The 18,267-nt window shown below is 73.3% G+C and carries 21 protein-coding genes and 1 riboswitch; of the genes, 15 read left to right on the top strand and 6 right to left on the bottom strand.

The genetic code is table 11. The annotated features are described in order from the left end of the window. The first annotated feature begins 54 nt into the window (after positions 1 to 54). The 4 genes from ABZ479_RS28225 (at position 55) to ABZ479_RS28210 (ending at position 2,747) form a co-directional block, all read left to right on the top strand. Positions 55 to 696: an ATP-dependent Clp protease proteolytic subunit gene (locus tag ABZ479_RS28225; RefSeq protein WP_499600697.1), complete on the top strand. Its 642-nt coding sequence runs from the start codon at positions 55 to 57 to the stop codon at positions 694 to 696. Between the two features lie 6 nt (positions 697 to 702). Then, positions 703 to 1,008 (top strand): hypothetical protein, encoded by a 306-nt coding sequence (locus tag ABZ479_RS28220; RefSeq protein WP_500464180.1) that lies wholly within the window; start codon positions 703 to 705, stop codon positions 1,006 to 1,008. A 351-nt stretch (positions 1,009 to 1,359) separates the two neighbouring features. Next, positions 1,360 to 1,516, top strand: a riboswitch (cyclic di-AMP (ydaO/yuaA leader). A gap of 3 nt (positions 1,517 to 1,519) precedes the next feature. Then, a complete protein-coding gene (locus ABZ479_RS28215) occupies positions 1,520 to 1,993 on the top strand; it encodes a C40 family peptidase (protein WP_499600699.1) in 474 nt (157 codons plus the stop codon). Positions 1,994 to 2,102: 109 nt separating this feature from the next. Beyond that, the gene (locus tag ABZ479_RS28210) at positions 2,103 to 2,747 is read left to right on the top strand and encodes a GNAT family N-acetyltransferase (RefSeq protein WP_500464179.1); all 645 of its coding nucleotides are present in this window, start codon (positions 2,103 to 2,105) and stop codon (positions 2,745 to 2,747) included. 14 nt (positions 2,748 to 2,761) lie between these two features. Here the strand turns inward: ABZ479_RS28210 and ABZ479_RS28205 are convergent, their stop codons facing one another. Next, on the bottom strand, positions 2,762 to 3,193 hold the full coding sequence (locus ABZ479_RS28205; RefSeq protein WP_499600701.1) for an ATP-binding protein: 432 nt from the start codon (positions 3,191 to 3,193) through the stop codon (positions 2,762 to 2,764). A 288-nt stretch (positions 3,194 to 3,481) separates the two neighbouring features. On the opposite strand from ABZ479_RS28205, the gene ABZ479_RS28200 reads away from it, so the two are divergent. Then, positions 3,482 to 4,333 carry a helix-turn-helix domain-containing protein gene (locus tag ABZ479_RS28200; RefSeq protein WP_500464178.1) on the top strand — a complete coding sequence of 284 codons (852 nt, stop codon included), beginning with the start codon at positions 3,482 to 3,484 and terminating at the stop codon, positions 4,331 to 4,333. Between the two features lie 15 nt (positions 4,334 to 4,348). After that, positions 4,349 to 4,600 (top strand): DUF397 domain-containing protein, encoded by a 252-nt coding sequence (locus ABZ479_RS28195; RefSeq protein ID WP_500464177.1) that lies wholly within the window; start codon positions 4,349 to 4,351, stop codon positions 4,598 to 4,600. Between the two features lie 2 nt (positions 4,601 to 4,602). Here the strand turns inward: ABZ479_RS28195 and ABZ479_RS28190 are convergent, their stop codons facing one another. Further along, positions 4,603 to 5,751 carry an 8-amino-7-oxononanoate synthase gene (locus ABZ479_RS28190; protein WP_500464176.1) on the bottom strand — a complete coding sequence of 383 codons (1,149 nt, stop codon included), beginning with the start codon at positions 5,749 to 5,751 and terminating at the stop codon, positions 4,603 to 4,605. Between the two features lie 147 nt (positions 5,752 to 5,898). On the opposite strand from ABZ479_RS28190, the gene bioB reads away from it, so the two are divergent. The 6 genes from bioB (at position 5,899) to ABZ479_RS28160 (ending at position 11,692) form a co-directional block, all read left to right on the top strand. Continuing rightward, positions 5,899 to 7,134, top strand: coding sequence for a biotin synthase BioB (bioB, locus tag ABZ479_RS28185; RefSeq protein ID WP_500464175.1), 1,236 nt, complete (start codon positions 5,899 to 5,901; stop codon positions 7,132 to 7,134). Continuing rightward, on the top strand, positions 7,127 to 8,419 hold the full coding sequence (locus ABZ479_RS28180) for an adenosylmethionine--8-amino-7-oxononanoate transaminase (RefSeq protein WP_500464174.1): 1,293 nt from the start codon (positions 7,127 to 7,129) through the stop codon (positions 8,417 to 8,419). Before bioB ends, ABZ479_RS28180 begins: the two co-directional genes overlap by 8 nt. After that, on the top strand, positions 8,416 to 9,147 hold the full coding sequence (gene bioD, locus ABZ479_RS28175) for a dethiobiotin synthase (RefSeq protein ID WP_499600708.1): 732 nt from the start codon (positions 8,416 to 8,418) through the stop codon (positions 9,145 to 9,147). The genes ABZ479_RS28180 and bioD overlap by 4 nt, the downstream gene beginning before the upstream one ends. Positions 9,148 to 9,771: 624 nt before the next feature. Then, entirely contained in the window at positions 9,772 to 10,449 is a 678-nt protein-coding gene (locus ABZ479_RS28170; protein WP_500464173.1) for a class I SAM-dependent methyltransferase, read from the top strand. A gap of 42 nt (positions 10,450 to 10,491) precedes the next feature. Continuing rightward, positions 10,492 to 11,055, top strand: a complete 564-nt coding sequence (locus ABZ479_RS28165) for a TetR/AcrR family transcriptional regulator (RefSeq protein WP_500464172.1) — start codon at positions 10,492 to 10,494, stop codon at positions 11,053 to 11,055. Positions 11,056 to 11,095: 40 nt separating this feature from the next. Then, positions 11,096 to 11,692, top strand: a complete 597-nt coding sequence (locus ABZ479_RS28160; RefSeq protein WP_500464171.1) for a DUF4865 family protein — start codon at positions 11,096 to 11,098, stop codon at positions 11,690 to 11,692. 4 nt (positions 11,693 to 11,696) lie between these two features. Here the strand turns inward: ABZ479_RS28160 and ABZ479_RS28155 are convergent, their stop codons facing one another. From ABZ479_RS28155 to ABZ479_RS28140, 4 genes are all read right to left on the bottom strand, one after another. Then, on the bottom strand, positions 11,697 to 12,068 hold the full coding sequence (locus ABZ479_RS28155) for a fic family toxin-antitoxin system, toxin component (RefSeq protein ID WP_499600712.1): 372 nt from the start codon (positions 12,066 to 12,068) through the stop codon (positions 11,697 to 11,699). Then, positions 12,065 to 12,292 carry a toxin-antitoxin system HicB family antitoxin gene (locus tag ABZ479_RS28150; protein ID WP_500464170.1) on the bottom strand — a complete coding sequence of 76 codons (228 nt, stop codon included), beginning with the start codon at positions 12,290 to 12,292 and terminating at the stop codon, positions 12,065 to 12,067. The genes ABZ479_RS28155 and ABZ479_RS28150 overlap by 4 nt, the downstream gene beginning before the upstream one ends. 165 nt (positions 12,293 to 12,457) lie before the next feature. Further along, a complete protein-coding gene (locus ABZ479_RS28145; protein WP_500464169.1) occupies positions 12,458 to 13,060 on the bottom strand; it encodes a hypothetical protein in 603 nt (200 codons plus the stop codon). A gap of 195 nt (positions 13,061 to 13,255) precedes the next feature. Continuing rightward, on the bottom strand, positions 13,256 to 14,218 hold the full coding sequence (locus tag ABZ479_RS28140; protein ID WP_500464168.1) for a TIGR03619 family F420-dependent LLM class oxidoreductase: 963 nt from the start codon (positions 14,216 to 14,218) through the stop codon (positions 13,256 to 13,258). A gap of 171 nt (positions 14,219 to 14,389) precedes the next feature. Here ABZ479_RS28140 and ABZ479_RS28135 point away from each other — a divergent pair, with 171 nt between their 5' ends. From ABZ479_RS28135 to ABZ479_RS28125, 3 genes are all read left to right on the top strand, one after another. Further along, positions 14,390 to 14,782, top strand: coding sequence for a MerR family transcriptional regulator (locus ABZ479_RS28135; RefSeq protein ID WP_500464167.1), 393 nt, complete (start codon positions 14,390 to 14,392; stop codon positions 14,780 to 14,782). A gap of 119 nt (positions 14,783 to 14,901) precedes the next feature. Next, positions 14,902 to 15,687 (top strand): ABC transporter ATP-binding protein, encoded by a 786-nt coding sequence (locus ABZ479_RS28130; RefSeq protein ID WP_500464166.1) that lies wholly within the window; start codon positions 14,902 to 14,904, stop codon positions 15,685 to 15,687. Positions 15,688 to 15,696: 9 nt separating this feature from the next. Beyond that, positions 15,697 to 18,264 carry an ABC transporter permease gene (locus ABZ479_RS28125; protein WP_500464165.1) on the top strand — a complete coding sequence of 856 codons (2,568 nt, stop codon included), beginning with the start codon at positions 15,697 to 15,699 and terminating at the stop codon, positions 18,262 to 18,264. Positions 18,265 to 18,267: the final 3 nt, after the last annotated feature.

The following is an 18,267-nucleotide window of genomic DNA, read 5'->3' as shown; positions in this document are numbered from 1 at the left end:
TACATTTTTTACAGCGACGGGCACCCCTGCCCAGGTGCCCACGGAGGTGCAGCGATGCTTCGACCGACCGCCCGCTACGTCCTGCCCGAGTTCACCGAGCGCACCAGCGAGGGCGTGCGTTCCATGGACCCGTACTCCAAGCTGCTCCAGGAGCGGATCGTCCTGCTCGGGACGCCCATCGACGACACCTCGGCGAACGACGTGATGGCGCAGCTGATCCACCTGGAGTCCGCCGCACCGGAGCAGGACATCTCGCTCTACATCAATTCCCCCGGCGGGTCCTTCACCGCGATGACCGCGATCTACGACACCATGCAGTTCGTCAGCTGCGACGTGTCGACGGTGTGCGTCGGCCAGGCGGCCTCGGCGGCGGCCGTCCTGCTCGCCGCCGGAGCGCCCGGCAAGCGGCTGGCGACCCCCGGCTCGCGGGTGCTGATCCACCAGCCCTCGTTCGCGGAGGTGATCCAGGGCACCACGGCCGACCTGGAGATCCAGGCCAGGGAACTGCTCCGGCGCCGTGATCAGTTGGAAGAGCTGCTGGTACGCCACACCGGCCAGGACTCCGAGCGCATCCGGGCCGACATCGAACGGGACACCATCTTTGACGCTCCGTCGGCCCTCGCCTACGGCCTGGTGGACCGGCTGACGCTGAGCCGCAAGGACGGCGCCGGCCGCGCCCCGCGCGCCGTGCGGTGACCGGCCGTGGTGCCCGAACTGCCCCCGCTCCCGGCCCTGACCCGGGCCGAGGGCGAGCTCGTCGACGCCTACCTTGGCGTCGTGGACCTGCTGGGCCGGATCAACCCGTCCCGTTCCCGGGACACCTACGGGGCGCTGCGCGCCGCGCAGGCCCTGGTGGGACGGGCGGCGGAGCTGCGTGACGCGCTGACGCTGATGCATGCGCGCGGGGAGAACGAGGTGCACACGGCGACCCTGGAAAGGGCGCTGCGGGTGCTCGACGGTGAACGGCGCGCGGGACAGGTCACCTTGCCGTCACCGCGACCTCGCTGACGGAGCGTCACGACACACTGGTCCGTTCGGGCGGCGCGAACTCGAACCGAATGGACTCGCCCGATCGTTGTATCTGCCGTGGACGGCCGGATGACCCCGAGTTGCGCGATGTGGCCGCACACAACCGGAATCTGACGCTCCATCCCAGGTGTTCGACTGCTTTCGAGTCGTCAGTTCATGGCTTGCATCCTGGAGTCCACCCGAATAGGTGAGTCGTGAACAGACTCACATTCGACCGGTTGCGCTGGGAATCGACCGCTTCGGTGGGTGATCATCCCTTCGACGACAAGCCCCCGTCATCCCGGCGGGGCGGTCCGCGCGGACGCCGAATCCTGCCGCCGCGCGGATGCCAGGTCGACGACGACGCATCGGCAGGAGCGGAGGACCCGAGCAAGACGGGTCCGGCGCCGGTCGCCGGACCCTTGGGGTGAAGCCGCAGCCGCGGCCGGGCATCTTCGCCTGCCCGAACCCGACAGGTCATCCTTCGCAGGCGGACGACGAAGGGTTGCGCATGAGTGCGCCGACAGCCATGTCCGGGGTCCTGTGCCGGCTGGGGGCGGTCTCCGCCCTCACGGCGGCCGCCGTGGCCGGTCCCGCGGTACTGCCCGAACTCGCCCAGCAGGCCGAGGCGGCGACCGTCTCCGCCAAGGCGCTGAAGATCGCGGCGTCCAAGAAGGGCGCCCTCTACCAGTACGGCGCGGCCGGTCCCGGCAGGTTCGACTGCTCCGGGCTCACCTTCTACTCGTTCAAGAAGGCGGGCAAGAAGCTGCCCCGCACCGCGGGGGCGCAGTACAACAGCGTCCGGCACATCCGGAAGTCCGGGCGGACCCGCGGTGACCTGGTCTTCTTCCACTACGGGAGCAACGTGTACCACGTGGGGATGTACGCCGGGCACGGGAAGATCTGGCACTCTCCCAGGCCCGGCGGGCGGGTGCGGCTGGAGAAGATCTGGAGCCGCAGCGTCTGGTACGGCCGGGTGAAGTGACCCCGGTCGCGTCGCCCGGGAGCCGGGGCTCCCGGGCGACGCGACCGGCGCCGCGCACGACCGGCACCGCGCCCGGCCGGCCCCGCACACGTGCCGGTAGCGTGCCTGCGTGTCCCTGATACGGATCCTCGCCGACGCCGCCGGGGGCGTCTTCCCGCCCGCCGACGGCTCGGTGACGGTGGTGCCGCAGCCGTCGCCCCGCGACGCGGGCGTGATCGCCTTCACCGCCCACAGCGTGGTCTTCGCCGACGCCGATCCGGAGGTGGTCCGCGCACTGCTGCCGCCCGGCGACCTGTCGGCGCCGCTCAACCCGCCCTTCCTCACCGCGCTGTGCGGGCTGCTGGACCGCACGGTCGACAACATCGACCTGCTGACCGCCGCGCCGGCCCTGCCGGGACCGCCGCCGGCCGCCCTGGACCTGCCCCTGCGGGAGACTGCCGACCGGGGCCGTCCACGGATCGCCCGGGCCCTGCGGCACCGTGACGGGGTACGGGCCTGGACGGTGCCCGGGGGAACGGTCCTGACGGGCTGCGGCGTCGCGGGCCGGTGGGAGGCGGCCGTGGAGGTCGACCCCGGGGCACGCGGTGCGGGCCTCGGCCGCCGGCTGGCGCTGGCGGCCCGTCATCTCGTCCCCGCGGGCGCGACGGTGTGGGCGCAGATCGCCCCGGGCAACGCGGCGAGCGTGCGGGCGTTCACGGCGGCGGGCTTCGTACCGATGGGCGCCGAGGCGCTGCTGGTCACCCGGGAGGACTGATGGCCCCGCGGGGGTCACTCGACGGCGGCGGTGGCCCAGGGCAGGCTGATCCACACCGTCTTGCCGCCCTCGGCGGTGGGGGTGACGAGGAGGGTGCCACCGGCCTCCGCCGTGAGGTGACGGATGATCACCATGCCGCGCCCGTTGTCCTGCTGCACGGCGGCGGGCAGCCGCTGGGGCCATCGGGGGTGACTGTCGGTGACGCCGATGCGCAGTTGCTCGTCCCGGTCCAGCTGGACGTCCAGGGTGAAGGTCGGCGACTGACCGAGGGTGTGCAGCACCGCGTTGGTCGCGAGTTCGGACACGATGAGCCGGACGGAGTCGGCCGGGTCCGAGTCCTCGGGCATGCCCCACTCCACCAGCAGGTCGCTCACGTAGCGACGTACCGCGCGGACCGAGGCAGGGTCGCTCGGCAGGGTGACGGATGCTTCCTGGTGGTCTGCCATGGCGACGCTGTCCCTTTCCCGCCGTGACCAGGACGCCGGCGCCTGCCGCGCCCGTGGCCGCGCGCGCGGCAGCCGAACGCGCCGTGCCCCGCCTTCCGCGCGGCACGTCCCCGTACGGCACTCACGCGCCAGAGTGTCACTCATCGTCCCCTTAATCGGGTGTCACCACAGCTATATGCATATATCTGTCGCCCAAAGCGGTGAACTCTGCTACGAGAGAACGTATTTGCGCGGCAGACTTCGCTCGGGGACCGGCGAGGGTGCCGGGAACCGGGAGGTGCACACACCATGCAGCAGGTGCCGGCGGTACGCCGCCGAAAGATCGGCTCGGAATTGCGCCGTCTGCGCGACACGGCGGGGCTCACGAGCGGTGAGGCCGCCCAGCGCCTGGGATGGCACCAGTCCAAGGTGAGCCGGATCGAGACCGGCCGCAGCGGAGTGCGCCCCGAGGACGTCACGGCGCTGCTGGACGTGTACGGGGTGCGCGACCAGCGGCTGCGGGAGATGCTCGCCGCCCTGGCCGGCGAGGGCGACCGGCGCGGCTGGTGGCACGAGTTCCGCGAGGAACTCCCCTCCGCCTACCGGGACTTCATCTCGCTGGAGACCGACGCCTGCCGGGCGCGGACGCTGGAGACGACGGTGGTGCCGGGGCTGCTGCAGACCCCGGACTACGCCCGCGAACTGACCCGCTCCGTCCTCCCGCAGCTCGGGCCGCGGCAGATCGCGACCCTGGTGCAGGTGCGGATGGCGCGCCAGGCGGTGCTGCGCGCGGACCCCCCGCTGGAACTGTGGGCGGTGCTGGACGAGGCGGTGCTGCGTCGCAGGGTCGGGGGTCCCGGAGTGATGGCGGCGCAATTGAGCCATCTTGTGGAGCTGGGTTCACTGCCTCATGTGCATCTGCAGGTGCTGCCTTTCTCCGCCGGTGGGCATATAGGCGTCACAGGGCCTTTCGTAATCTTCTCATTTCCGCGCATTGCTGATCTGGACGTGGTTGTTCTCGACCATTTGACGAGTAGTCTCTATCTGGATCAGCACGAGGACGTCAGGGCGTACGGTGCTGCCTTCAATCGGTTGCGCTCCCATGCCCTGTCGAGTGAGCAGTCGCTGTCCTTCATCTCCGGCATCGGCAAAGGCGCGTAAGGAGGCACACCCCCCATGTCCGACGCTCTGCCTCAGTACGTCACCTCAAGTGCGTCCCTCTTCGGCATGAACTGGCGACGCAGCAGCTACAGCACGGCGGCGAACAACTGCGTCGAGACGGCCCTCATCGGGGACGGGCCGCTCTCGGGACAGCTCGCCGTACGCGACTCCAAGGATGTGCGCGGCCCCGCCCTGCTCTTCCCCCCGGCGACCTGGGCGGAGTTCCTCGCCGCCGTGGCGGCGGGGAACCTGACCGAACACCCCTGAGCTCAGGGGCGCGGCGGCGCCGTACGGACGATCGTCCCCACGGCGTCGCCGATCTCCCGGTCCGTCAGGTCCGCCCGCGCGGTCAGCCGCAGCCGCGAGATCCCGTCGGGCACGGACGGTGGCCGGAAGCAGCCCACCGCGAGGCCCGCCCCGCGGCACGCCGCGGCCCACTCGACCGCCGCCTCGGGCGACGGCGCCCGCACCGACACGACGCACGCGTCCGGCTCGGTGGCGTCCAGCCCCGCCTCCACCAGCCGCTCGTACAGCTCGCGGGCGACCGCCCGGGCCCGTACGGCACGCTCCGGCTCCCGCCTCAGCAGGCGCAGCGCGCCCAGCGCCGCGCCCGTGGCCGCCGGGGCGAGGCCGGTGTCGAAGATGAACGTCCGCGCGGCGTTGACCAGGTGCTCGATGACCCGGGCCGGGCCGAGCACCACGCCGCCCTGACTGCCCAGGGACTTGGAGAGCGTGGCGGTGCAGACCAGTCCGGGCGCACCCGCCAGACCCACCTCCGCGGCCGCCCCCCGGCCCCCGGGGCCGAGCACCCCGAGCCCGTGGGCGTCGTCGACCAGCAGCGCGGCCCCGTGCTCACGGCAGGCGGCGGCCAGCGCGCCGAGCGGGGCGGCGTCGCCGTCCACCGAGAAGACCGAGTCGGTGACGGCCACGGCGGGCCCCTCGTGGCCGACGAGCGCCTTGCGGAGGGCGTCGGGATCGGCGTGCGGCACGACCTCGGTGGTGGCCCGGGACAGCCGGCAGCCGTCGATCAGCGAGGCGTGGTTGCCGCTGTCGGAGACGATCAGGGTGCCCGGCTCGGTGGTGAGCGCGGTGACGGCGGCGAGGTTGGCGGCGTAGCCGGAGGCGAGGACCAGCGCGGCCTCGAAACCGCAGAAGGCGGCGAGTTCGGCCTCCAGTTCGGCGTGCAGCTCGGTGCTGCCGGTGACCAGCCGCGAACCCGTCGAACCGGCGCCCCAGCGCAGGCAGGCGTCGGCGCCCGCCCGCGTCACCTCGGGGTGGTGGGCGAGCCCCAGGTAGTCGTTGGAGGCGAGGTCGAGCAGGGGCGAGCGCGCGGGGCGGGGCCGCAGGGTGCGCACCAGTCCGGCGGCGCGGCGCCGTTCGGCGTGCGCGTCGATCCAGTCGAACGGGTCGCGGGTCATGGTCGTCCCCTGGGGTCGGCGGAGGGTTCGGCGCCACCGTAGTGTGCCGGACCGGCTCGCACGGTGTGGTGATGCACACACCCTGAGCGAGCTGTCTTGTGGGGTGCCCCATTGGCCCGGGCCCGCGCGGTACGTCAGGATCGCGGCATGGATCTGCTGAATGCTTTGGTGGAGAAGGGCCTGCGCCGCGAGCTGCCCACCCGCGAGGAGGCGCTCGCCGTGCTGGCGACCTCCGACGACGAACTCCTCGACGTGGTGGCCGCGGCCGGGAAGGTGCGCCGCGCGTGGTTCGGCCGCCGGGTCAAGCTGAACTACCTGGTCAACCTGAAGTCGGGGCTGTGCCCCGAGGACTGTTCGTACTGCTCGCAGCGGCTCGGCTCGGAGGCCGGGATCCTCAAGTACACCTGGCTGAAGCCCGACGAGGCGGCGGCCGCCGCGGCGGCGGGGGTCGCCGGCGGCGCCAAGCGGGTCTGCCTGGTGGCGAGCGGACGCGGCCCGACCGACCGTGACGTGGACCGGGTCTCCCGGACCATCGAGGCCATCAAGGAGCAGAACGAGGCCGTCGAGGTGTGCGCCTGCCTGGGCCTCCTCTCCGACGGGCAGGCCGAACGGCTGCGCGGCGCGGGCGCCGACGCGTACAACCACAACCTCAACACCTCCGAGGCCACGTACGGGGACATCACCACCACCCACACCTACGCGGACCGGGTCGAAACGGTGCAACAGGCCCAGGCGGCGGGTCTGTCGGCCTGCTCCGGGCTGATCGCGGGCATGGGCGAGAGCGACGAGGACCTGGTCGACGTGGTGTTCTCGCTCCGCGAGCTGGACCCCGACTCCGTCCCGGTGAACTTCCTCATCCCCTTCGAGGGCACCCCGCTGGCGAAGGAGTGGAACCTCACCCCGCAGCGTTGCCTGCGAATTCTTTCGATGGTGCGGTTCGTCTGTCCCGATGTGGAGGTGCGCATCGCGGGCGGCCGCGAGGTGCACCTGCGGACCATGCAGCCGCTCGCGCTGCACCTGGCGAACTCCATCTTCCTGGGCGACTACCTCACCAGTGAGGGCCAGGCCGGCCAGGCCGACCTCGACATGATCGCGGACGCCGGCTTCGAGGTGGAGGGCGCCGGCGAGGTGACCCTGCCCGCGCACCGGGCGGACGTGGCGGCGGCCGCGGCCGGAAGCTGCGGCGGACAGGCCTCCGCGGGCTGCGGCTCGCACGGCGAGGGCGAGGGTGGCTGCGGTCCCTGCGGCGGCCACGCCCAGGGCGACGTCCCCGGTGACGTCCACCGCGACGCCGCGCAGCCGGCGGCCGCCGGTGCCGTCCGCACCGACCTGGTGGCCGTGCGCCGCCGCGGCACCGGGACGGACCTGCCCCCCAATGCCTGAGCCGCTCACCCCCGGCGAGCTGCTGGCACTTGACCGGGAGCACGTCTGGCATCCGTACGGGCCCATGCCGGGCCGTCAGGAACCGCTCGTCGTCGAGTCCGCGGCCGGGGTCCGGCTGCGGCTCGCCGAGCCCGTCGAGGGCGTGACCGACCTCGTGGACGGCATGTCGTCCTGGTGGTCGGCCATCCACGGCTACAACCACCCGGTGCTCAACGAGGCGGCCCGCGGCCAGCTCGACCGGATGAGCCACGTGATGTTCGGCGGCCTCACCCACGAACCGGCCGTGCGGCTCGCCGCCCGCCTGGTCGAGATCACCCCCGAGCCGCTGCGCCACGTCTTCCTCGCCGACTCCGGCTCGGTGTCGGTGGAGGTCGCGGTCAAGATGTGCCTGCAGTACTGGCGTTCGCTCGGACGGCCGGAGAAGCAGCGGCTGATGACCTGGCGCGGCGGCTACCACGGCGACACCTGGCAGCCGATGTCCGTCTGCGACCCCGAGGGCGGCATGCACGGCCTGTGGTCCGGCGTCCTGCCGCGGCAGGTCTTCGCGGACGCGCCGCCGGCCGCGTACGAGGAGGCGTACGCCGACCACCTGCGGGAGACGGTCGCCCGGCACGCGCACGAGCTCGCCGCCGTCGTCGTGGAGCCCGTCGTGCAGGGCGCGGGCGGCATGACCTTCCACTCCCCCGCCTACCTCCGGGTGCTGCGCGAGGCGTGCGACGAGCACGACGTGCTGCTGGTGTTCGACGAGATCGCCACCGGCTTCGGGCGCACGGGGACGCTGTTCGCCGCCGGACACGCCGGGGTCGCCCCGGACGTGATGTGCGTCGGCAAGGCCCTGACCGGCGGCTACCTCACGATGGCCGCCACCTTGTGCACCTCGCGGGTCGCCGACGGGATCTCCCGGGGCGAGGTGCCGGTGCTCGCCCACGGGCCGACCTTCATGGGCAACCCGCTGGCCGCCGCCGTCGCCTGCGCCTCCCTCGACCTGCTGCTCGGCCAGGACTGGGCGCAGGAGGTCAAGCGGATCGAGGCCGGGCTCCGCGAGGGCCTCGCGCCGGCCGCGGACCTCCCGGGGGTGCGCGACGTACGGGTGCTGGGCGCGATCGGCGTCGTCCAGCTCGACCACCAGGTCGACGTCGCCGCCGCGACGCGGGCCGCCGTCCGCAGCGGGGTATGGTTGCGGCCGTTCCGGGACTTGATCTACACGATGCCCCCGTACGTCACGGGGGACGAGGACGTCGCGCGCATCTGCGCGGCGGTGCGCGCGGCGGCGGAGGCGGCATGACGGTGTTGTTCGTGACCGGTACGGGCACGGAGATCGGCAAGACGGTGACCACGGCGGCCCTCGCGGCGGCCACGCTCTCCGCCGGGTACAGCGTCGCCTACCTCAAGCCCGCGCAGACCGGGGTGGGCCCCGGCGAGCCGGGCGACGCCGCCGAGGTCACCCGGCTCGCCGGTCCCGAGGTCACCAGCGTCGAACTGGCCCGCTACCCCGAGCCGCTGGCGCCCGCCACGGCCGCCCGGCGCTCCGGGATCGCCCCGGTGGGCCCGGCCGACGTAGCGGAGGCCGCGGCGAAGCTGGCGGCGGTGCACGACATCGTCCTCGTCGAGGGCGCGGGCGGACTGCTCGTCCGTCTCGACGACGCGGGGTCGACGCTGGCGGACGCGGCCCGGATGCTGGCGGCCCCGGTGCTCGTGGTCGCCCCGGCGGGACTCGGCACCCTCAACGGCGCCGCGCTGACGGCGGAGGCGCTGAAGGCGCGCGAACTGAAGTGCGTGGGCTTCGTCATCGGCAGCTGGCCGGAGGACGCCGACCTGGCCACCCGCTGCAACCTCGCCGACCTCCCCGAGGTGACCGGCGCCCCGCTCCTGGGCGCGCTGCCCGCGGGCGCGGCCGCCCTCGACCCCGCCACCTTCCGCCAGGCGGCGCCCGGCTGGCTCTCCCCCCGCATCGGCGGCATGTGGGACGCCACCGCCTTCACCACCCACTGGGCACCCCCGGTCCTGGCCTGACCCTCCGTCCTCCCCCCGCCCCGGGCCCCCTCACTGCAGCGGCGTCCGGGGCGGGGCGCGGGCGACCCCGCGGCGAAAGCCACACGGCACGGGCGCGCCGGCGCCGCCCGGACGGCGCCCACCCTCGGCCCGCCACCTCCACCTCAGCCCCTGGCCTGACCTTCACTTCCGGCCTCCATCTGCCTCCCACAATGCATCGGCGTCCGGGGCGGAGGACGGCGACCCCGCGGCGAAAGCCCCACGGCATCGGAGCGGGCGGCAACGCCGGCCCCTCGCAACCTCGTAGCGGTCACCGGCGCCCCGCTACCGGGCGCCCCGCCCACCCGGCCTGACGTTCGCCTCCGGCCGCCCCCTCGCTCCCCCGGCGCAACGCTGTCCGGGTCCCGCGGGCGGGCGGACCTCGCCGGGGGCGGCACGTCGCGGACTCACCGGGCTCCCCGAGGTGACCGGCGGCGGGGGCGCCCGCGCCCGGTCGTCCGCAGGGTCGGTCCACCCCGCGTGGGACGCACCGGAGGCGGACGGCGGGCGACACGTCCGAATTCACCCCGGTACGGGAAGGCTTGGGACGGGCTGCGGGGCGGCAGAATCGGAGGGAAGGGGACCCGAGGCGAAGGAGGTCCGGCGATGAGGAGCCATCCCGGCGTGCCGCGTGAATCCGTCCACCACCCGCTGTTCGCCCGCTTCTACGCCCGCTGCGGCCCGGTCATGGACGCCCGCGCCGGCTTCGGCGCGTACCGGGAGACCGTCCTCGCGGGGCTCACCGGCCGGGTCGTCGAGATCGGCGCGGGCTCGGGGCTGAACTTCCGTCACTATCCGCGCGGCGTCGCCGAGGTCGTGGCGATCGAGCCGGAACGGCATCTGCGCCGGCTGGCCGCCGACGCGGCGCGGCGTGCGGAGGTGCCGGTGGACGTCGTGCCGGGGGTCGCCGAGGCGCTGCCGGTCAAGAGCGACGCCTTCGACGCGGCGGTCGCCTCGCTGGTGCTGTGCTCCGTACGCGACCAGAAGCGCGCCCTCGCCGAGCTCCACCGGGTGCTGCGCCCGGGCGGGGAACTGCGGCTGCTGGAGCACTGCCGGGCCGAGGGCCGCGGGCACGCCGCGCTGCAGTGGGCCGCGGACCGCACGCTGTGGCCGCTGCTGTTCGGCGGCTGCCGGACCGGACGGGACACGCTCGCCGCGGTCGAGGCGGCCGGGTTCGAGGTGCTGGAGGTGCGCCGCTTCCGCGTCCCGGAGGGGGCGAAGGGCCTCACCCTGCCCCTGCCGAGCGCACCGCACGTCCTGGCCACCGCGCGCCGCCCCGGCTGAGCCGCCGGCGTCTCTGTACCTACTGGTATGTACACTGCTGCCATGGAGACGACGTCGGAGCGCCTGATCGAGAGCACCCGCGAACTGCTCTGGGAACGCGGCTACGTCGGCACCAGCCCGAAGGCCATCCAGCAGCGCTCGGGGGTCGGCCAGGGCAGCATGTACCACCACTTCTCCGGCAAGCCGGAGCTGGCGCTCGCCGCCGTGCGCCGGACCGCCGAGCAGATGCGGGAGACCGCCGAGCGCGAACTCGCCCACCCGGGCACGGCGGTCGAGCGGGTCTCGCGCTACCTGGGCCGCGAACGCGACGTGCTGCGGGGCTGCCCGATCGGCCGGCTCACCCAGGACCCGGAGGTCGTCGCGAGCCCGCAGTTGCGGGCGCCGCTCGACGAGACCTTCGAGTGGCTGCGCGGGCGGCTGGCGGACGTGCTCGCCGAGGGCCAGGCGCGCGGCGAGATCGCCCCGGGCCTCGACACGGGCGACATCGCGGCGGCGCTCGTGGCCGTCCTCCAGGGCGGCTACGTCCTCGCCCGGGCGGCCGGCACGGCCGCCCCCTTCGACCAGGCCGTCAGCGGCGCGCTGACCCTGCTGGCGCAGCACGCCTGAGCGCCGCGCCCACACCCGGCACCACACCCTGGGGGGACACATGTACGCGATGCAGTACGGGATCACGCTGCCCGCCGACTACGACATGAAGGTCATCCGCGACCGCGTCGCCGGTCGCGGCCGGCTCACCGACGCCTACGAGGGCCTGGGCTTCAAGGCGTACCTGATCCGTGAGCGCGGGGTGGAGGGCTCCCCCGTGAACGAGTACGCGCCCTTCTACCTCTGGGACGACACCGGCGGCATGAACCGCTTCCTGTGGGGCGGGGGCGGCTTCAGCGGGATCGTCGAGGACTTCGGGCGCCCGGACGTCAGTCACTGGACGGGGGTCGCCCACCGTCCAGGGTCCGCCTCCGGGGCCGCGCCCCGTGCGGCGAGCCGCCTCCGGCAGCGCATCCCCGCCGGTGCCGACCCGCGTGAGCCGGTCGCCCGGGCCCTGGAGACGTGGGAGGAACGCGCGGCCACGGCCGGAGTCCACACGGCCGTGCTGGCCGTGGACCCCCGCCACTGGGAGACCGTCCTCTTCACGCTCTGGGAGCGGACGCCGCCCGCCTCCGTCACCGACCCGGACCGCTACGAGGTGCTGCACCTGTCGGCACCGCACCTGGACGAGGTCCCGGTGGGACGCCAGTGGCGGTAGCCGCTCAGACGCACCAGGAGCGGAGTTCCCCGGCGATCTCCTGCAGCCCGGCGGTGCCGCCCTTGACCAGCCGGGCCAGGTCGCGGACCCGCTCGGGCGTGGTGGCGACCTTCAGGCCGCCGGCGACCAGGTAGGCGTAGGCGACCGCGGAGGCGAAGAGCGCGTTGGACCGCTCCAGGGCCGGCACGTGGACGAGCAGTTGCAGCAGGCAGGCGGCCCGCTCGTGGGGGTCGGTGTAGACGGGGACGCCGAATATCTCGGCCTCGTGGCGGCTGACGGCGGCCACCAGGGCGCCCCAGTCGGTCACCTGGGGGTCGCCGGGGGTGTTGTGCTCGGCGACCATGAGCAGCCAGGCGAGGTCGATCCGCAGGGTCAACGGCGGCCTTCGCGCTCCGGGCCGAACTCCTCGGCGAAGACGGACTCGTAGCGCTCCATGAAGTCGGCGGCGGCCTCGACGAAGCTGCGGCCCCGCTCCCCCGCGTCCTTGCGGACGAGTTCCTCGATGTACCGGTTGACGCTGACACCCCGCTGCGCGGCCCGCTCCCGGGCGGCCGCGGCGGTGGCCTCGTCCACCCGCACGTTCAACTGCGTCTTGGCCATACCGTCAAGCTAGCGCCGAGGCACTAGCAGTGACAAGCGGCCCCCGGGGGCGCATCCGCCGGCGGGCCCGTGCGCCCCGGAGCCGGGCCGGGCTCCGGAGCGGACGGGGCGCGCCAGGCGCACGCGGGGCGCGCGCCGTGGCGGCGGCGTGCCGGGGGCGCGGGCTCAGAGGCGGCCGGCCACCGTGCGCGCCAGGTCCTCGAGCGGCTTGTCCAGCCGGGACGGGTCCTCGTTGCGGACCACCCGGATCGCGACCCACTGCCCGGACACCCGCAGGAAGACCGATCCGTCCTCCAGCCAGGCCTCGTCACCGATGCCGTCGAGCGGCTTCAGCTCGTGGCCGATCCCGCGCTCGGCGTCGTAGTAGTTCTTCCCCGCCTCCCCCGCGAAGACCTCGACCTGGCCCGTCGGGCCGGACGCCGGCGCGACGTAGGTGCAGGTCCCCTCCAGGTCCCGGCCGGGCTGGAGGGCGATGCCCACGATCCCGTCGGCCTCGTCCTGCGTCACCAGGGCGCACGGGTCGCCGGCCGACGCGCCCGTCGGCGAGGCGGAGGGCGGCTGCGGGGAGGCCGCGGACGACCCCTCGGCGGCCGGGGCGCTCGGCGCGGTCGCGGACGGCTTGCCACCGGCCCCGTCGGCGCCGTCGTCCGCCGCGTCCCCCTGGCACCCCTGGAGCGCCAGGACCAGCAGCGCCGCCACGGGCACCGCCGCCCAGGCCCGCGTGCGCCGGTGGTCGCCGGCCCCGGTCCGGCTGCGTGCGTACACCATCAGTTCGGTCCCCCCTCGAAACGTGTCCTCGCCCCCGTCCCGGTCAGCGTGCCCGGCGCGGGTGCACCTACAGACGTACGGGGACGGCCGGCCGGTTTCGGCGGGACGAACTCCGAGGTCGCACGGATGCCGATGCCAGGACAAGACCTGAGCGCCTTTCAGCGTTTCCACCGTGCCGATCGACGGCACCCTGGGTCAGGCAGCCGCGATCCGCTCGCGGATCTCCACCGCCGTCTCGAGCATCTGCGGGGTGCTGGTGAACCAGTCCTGCAGGTTCAGATCCACGATGAGCTCGTCCGCACCCGCCTCCTCGACCGTATGGATGTCGTCCACGATCTGGTCGAGGGTGCCGACGAACGCCTTCCGGTCAGCTCCTGCCGGACGGTCGGTGAAGGTCACGTTGCCCACCGCCACCAACTCCATCCGGCTCGTGTCCCGGCCGTACCCGGACGCGATTTCCCGGATGCGGTCCCAACTCGCGCGCAGTTCCGCGGCTCCGGCGGGCCCGGTCGCGGTGAAGAACGGCAGCCAGCCGTCCGCGCGCCGGGCGATGCGCTCCACGGCCTTGGAACTCGTGCCGCCGCCCACGTTGCCGACACCGCCACCCAGCATCACGGGGATCTTCGACGCGGGCTTGGGCAGGACCGAGGCGTTGTCGATGATGACGCGGGGACTCCGGAAGGTCACGGGGTCCGGGCCCCACACGGCGTCGAAGACGTCCAGCGTCTCATCGAGGAATCTGCCCCGGTCCGCCCGGGTGGCACCGGTGGCCCGGAGTTCGTCGGTGGACCAGCCGGCGCCCATACCCGCGATCATGCGGCCGCCGCTGATCTGGTCGATGGTGGCCAGCGCCTTCGCCAGTTGGACGGGGGCATGGAGGGGGGCGATCAGGACGGCGGTCCCGAGGCGTACCCGTTCGGTCACCACCGCCGCCGCCGTGAGGACCGCCAGTGGCTCGGCGACCTGCCGCGCGATCTCCGGCCACGGCGCGTTCGGGGAGGCGTATGCGTAGGGTTCGACGGGCGTCTCCGGGAAGAGCAGCCGTTCCCACGCCCACACACTGGCGTAACCGGCCGCTTCGGCCGTTCTGGCTGCTTCGACCACGTCGTGTCGCAGGTCGACTTCCAGCCGCTGGGGAAGACGAAGTCCGAGTTTCATGTCGAGCCCTCGATGTCGTCGTGATGGTCGTGGCAGGGCGCAGGACCGAGCCGAACATCGGACACTTCTCCCGATTGACGACAGAGTGCGGATTTCGTCTGTTCTCGGCCCATCCCGTGCAAGTCTCAAACATTCACATTAGTGTGAGGGTCAAGTCGGAGGCTGAGGCACATGAGAATCGGAGAGCTCGCGGAGCGGACCGGCGTCTCCCGTCGGCTACTGCGCTACTACGAGGAGCAAGGGCTGATCACACCCAGTCGCGCCGTCAACGGTTACCGCGAGTACGGCGAGGTGCATGTGGACAGCGTGCGGCAGATCGAGGGGCTGCTCGAAGCCGGACTGCCGACACGCATCATCAAGGAGATCCTGCCCTGCCTGGACAAGCCGCAGACCATCTACACCCCCTACGTGACACCGGAAATGGTCGCCACCCTGCGACGTGAACAGGCCGGACTGTCCGAACGCATCGAGTTCCTGACCCGCAACAGGGACGCCATCGCCGACTACCTCGACACGGTTCTCCGCGTCACGTCCGCGACCGCCGGGAGCAGCGGCACGCCATGAGCGGGGCGCTCGGGCTGCGGGATGCGCTCACCCTCGGGGACGATGCGGCGCCGCATCCGACGACCTACGCTCGGGTCGCATACGGACAAGTGCGCACTTCCTCACGTTGGGGGGCAAGCGTGTCGACATGGACCGCAGCTGAATCAGAGGGCATCGAGGCGGGAGCGGGGGCCGCCGCACGGGCGACGGCACTGACGAAGTCGTACGGAACGGGCGAGACCCGGGTGGTCGCCCTGGACGCGGTGGACGTGGAGATCGCCCGCGGCCGCTTCACGGCCGTGATGGGCCCCTCCGGGTCGGGGAAGTCCACGCTCATGCACTGCCTGGCGGGGCTGGACTCGGTCACCTCGGGGCGGGTCTGGATCGGCGGGACCGAGATCACCCGTCTGGCGGAACGCGAACTCACCCGGCTCCGCCGTGACCAGGTCGGATTCGTCTTCCAGGCGTTCAACCTGCTGCCGACGCTCACGGCCGCCGAGAACATCACGCTGCCGATGGACATCGCCGGCCGCCGGCCCGACCGGGAGTGGGTGGACCGGGTGATCGACACCCTGGGCCTGCGCGACCGGCTGGGGCACCGTCCGGCGCAGTTGTCCGGCGGGCAGCAGCAGCGCGTGGCGTGCGCCCGCGCCCTCGCCTCCCGGCCGCAGCTGATCTTCGCCGACGAGCCGACCGGCAACCTCGACTCGCAGGCGGGCGCCGAGGTGCTGGGCTTCCTGCGGGAGGCCGTGGACGCGCTCGGCCAGACCGTGGTGATGGTCACCCACGACCCCACCGCCGCGGCCTGGTCGGACCTGGTGCTCTACCTGGCCGACGGACGGATCGTCGACGAGATGCACGAGCCGACCGCGGACGGCGTCCTGGAACGGCTCAAGCGGTTCGACGCGCTGCGGAAGCAGGGCTAGGCACCGGCGATGCTCCGGGCGACGCTGCGCAGCTTCCTGGCCCACCGCGGCCGGCTGCTGCTCAGCGCGCTCGCCGTCCTGCTGTCGGTGGCGTTCGTCACCGGCAGCATGATCTTCTCCGACACCGTCAACCGCACCTTCGACCGGCTGTTCGCGTCGACGTCCGCCGACGTGACGGTCGGTCCCCCCGAGGCCTTCAGCGAGGACCGGCGGTTCGCCTCCGGTGAGGTGCGCACCCTCCCGGCTTCGCTGCTGGAGAGGGTGCGGGCGGTCCCCGGTGTCGCCGACGCCCGCATCGACGTCACCGTGCACAACACCACCGTCGTCGACGCGCGGGACCAACCGGTGGAGCCCACCACCGGAGCCCTCACGGTGGCCACCGACTGGTCGGGCAGTCCGCGCAGCTCCGTCCGGCTGACCAGCGGTCACGCGCCGCACGGCGCCGGAGAGGCACTGATCGACGCCGACACCGCCGCCAAACGCGACCTGAGGATCGGCGACCGGCTGCGGGTGCTGGCGCAGCCGGGCGCCTTCTGGGTCCGGCTCTCCGGGATCGCCACCTTCACCACGACCAATCCGGGCGCCGCCCTGCTGTTCGTCGACACCCCCACCGCGCAGTCCCGGCTGCTGGGCAGGACCGGTGTCGCGACGTCGGTGCAGGCCGACGCCGCTCCCGGGGTCTCCGACGACGCCCTGAAGCGGCGGATCGCCGCCGCGCTCGGTCCCGGCTACACGTACACGACCCAGGCCGAGCAGGCGAAGTCGGCGGTGGAGAGCCTGGCGGGCTTCCTGGACGTGATCAAGTACGTGATGCTGGGCTTCGCCGGGGTCGCGGTGCTGGTCGGGGTCTTCCTCATCGTCAACACCTACTCGATGCTGATCGCCCAGCGCACCCGTGAGCTCGGTCTGCTGCGCGCGCTCGGCGCGGACCGCGGGCAGGTGCGGCGGTCGGTGCTCGTCGAGGCCGTGCTGCTGGGGGTGGTGGGCTCCGCCCTGGGTCTGGTGTGCGGGATCGGCACGGCCGCGGGGCTGATCGGGCTGCTCGGACTCTTCGGGATGAACATCGACGCCGCCGAGATGGTCGTCCGCTGGCGCGTTCCGGTGGCGGCGTTCACCGTGGGCCTGCTGGTGACGCTGGTCGCGGCCTACCTCCCGGCGCGACGGGCGTCGCGGGTCTCCCCCATGGCCGCGCTGTCCGACGCCGAGGCCGGCGGGACCGAACGCGGCCTGCGGTGGCGGGCGGTGGGCGGCGCCGTCGCGACGCTGGTCGCGGCGGGGGCGCTGAGCGGGGCCGCGGCGGCCGGGAGCACCGGGGACGCCGCGACGTTCCTGGGGGTCGGCATCGGGCTGTCGCTGGTCGCGGCGGTGGTCGTGGGCCCGTTGCTGGTGCGTCCGGTGATCCGGGTGCTGGGCGGGGCGTTCCCCCGGGTGTTCGGGCCGGTGGGGCGGATGAGCCAGCGCAACGCCCTGCGCAACCCGCGCCGTACGGGGGCCACGGCCGGCGCGCTGATGATCGGGCTGGCCCTGGTCACCGGCCTGTCCGTCGCGGGCACGTCGATGGCGGGCTCCTTCGACCAGGAGATCGACCGCGCCCTGGGCGCGGACTACGTCGTGCAGGGCACCCACTTCGCGCCGTTCGCCCCGGAGATCACCGACCGGGTGCGCGCGGTGCGCGGCGCCGGGGAGGTGGTGCCGGTGCGGTACGTCTCCGTCCTGATGACGCTGCCCGACCGGCGCGCGGTGGAGCTGACGGGGACGGCCATCGGCCTGGGGGCGGACCGGGCCCTCAACCTCGACTACGCCGCGGGCGACACGGCGGGCGCCCTGGCCCGCGACAGCCTGTCGCTGTCCGCGACGTACGCCGCCCACCACGGTCTGCGGGTGGGCAGCCGGATCCCCGTGCGCTTCGTCGACGGCAGTTCGGCGACGTTCACGCTGCGCGCGCTGACCACCAGCCAGAGCACCCTGCTGGGCGACGACGCGACCCTCACCATGGGCCTGGCCACCGCCGAGCGGTTCCTGCCCCGCGGCCAGGACGCCGCGCTGTACGTGAACGCCGCACCCGGCACCGACAAGCCGACGCTGCGGGCGAACCTGGAGCGGGCCCTCGACCGCTATCCGCAGGTGGAGGTCCGCGACCAGGCCGACTACAAGGAACTGGTGCGCACCCAGATCTCCGTGCTGCTGAACCTGGTGTACGCCCTGCTCGGGCTGGCGATCATCATCGCCGTGCTGGGTGTCGTCAACACCCTCGCCCTGTCGGTGATCGAGCGCACCCGCGAGATCGGGCTGCTGCGGGCGATCGGCCTGTCGCGGCTGCAACTGCGCCGGATGATCCGGCTGGAGTCCGTGGTGATCGCGCTCTTCGGCGCCGTGCTGGGGCTCGCCCTGGGGATGGTCTGGGGCGTGGTGACGCACGAGGTGCTGGCGCTGGAGGGCATGCGGGCGTTCGCCGTCCCGTGGACGACGGTTGGGGCGGTCATGGCCGGTTCCGTGGTGGTGGGCCTGGTCGCGGCGCTGCTGCCGGCCCTGCGCGCCTCGCGGATGAACGTCCTGGCCGCGATCGCCCACGAGTGAGCC

This window comes from Streptomyces sp. NPDC005722 (genome assembly GCF_040630935.1).
GTDB lineage: Bacteria > Actinomycetota > Actinomycetes > Streptomycetales > Streptomycetaceae > Actinacidiphila.
The sequence above is the reverse complement of the archived record's forward strand: the minus strand, read 5'-3'. Positions and strand labels throughout refer to the sequence as shown.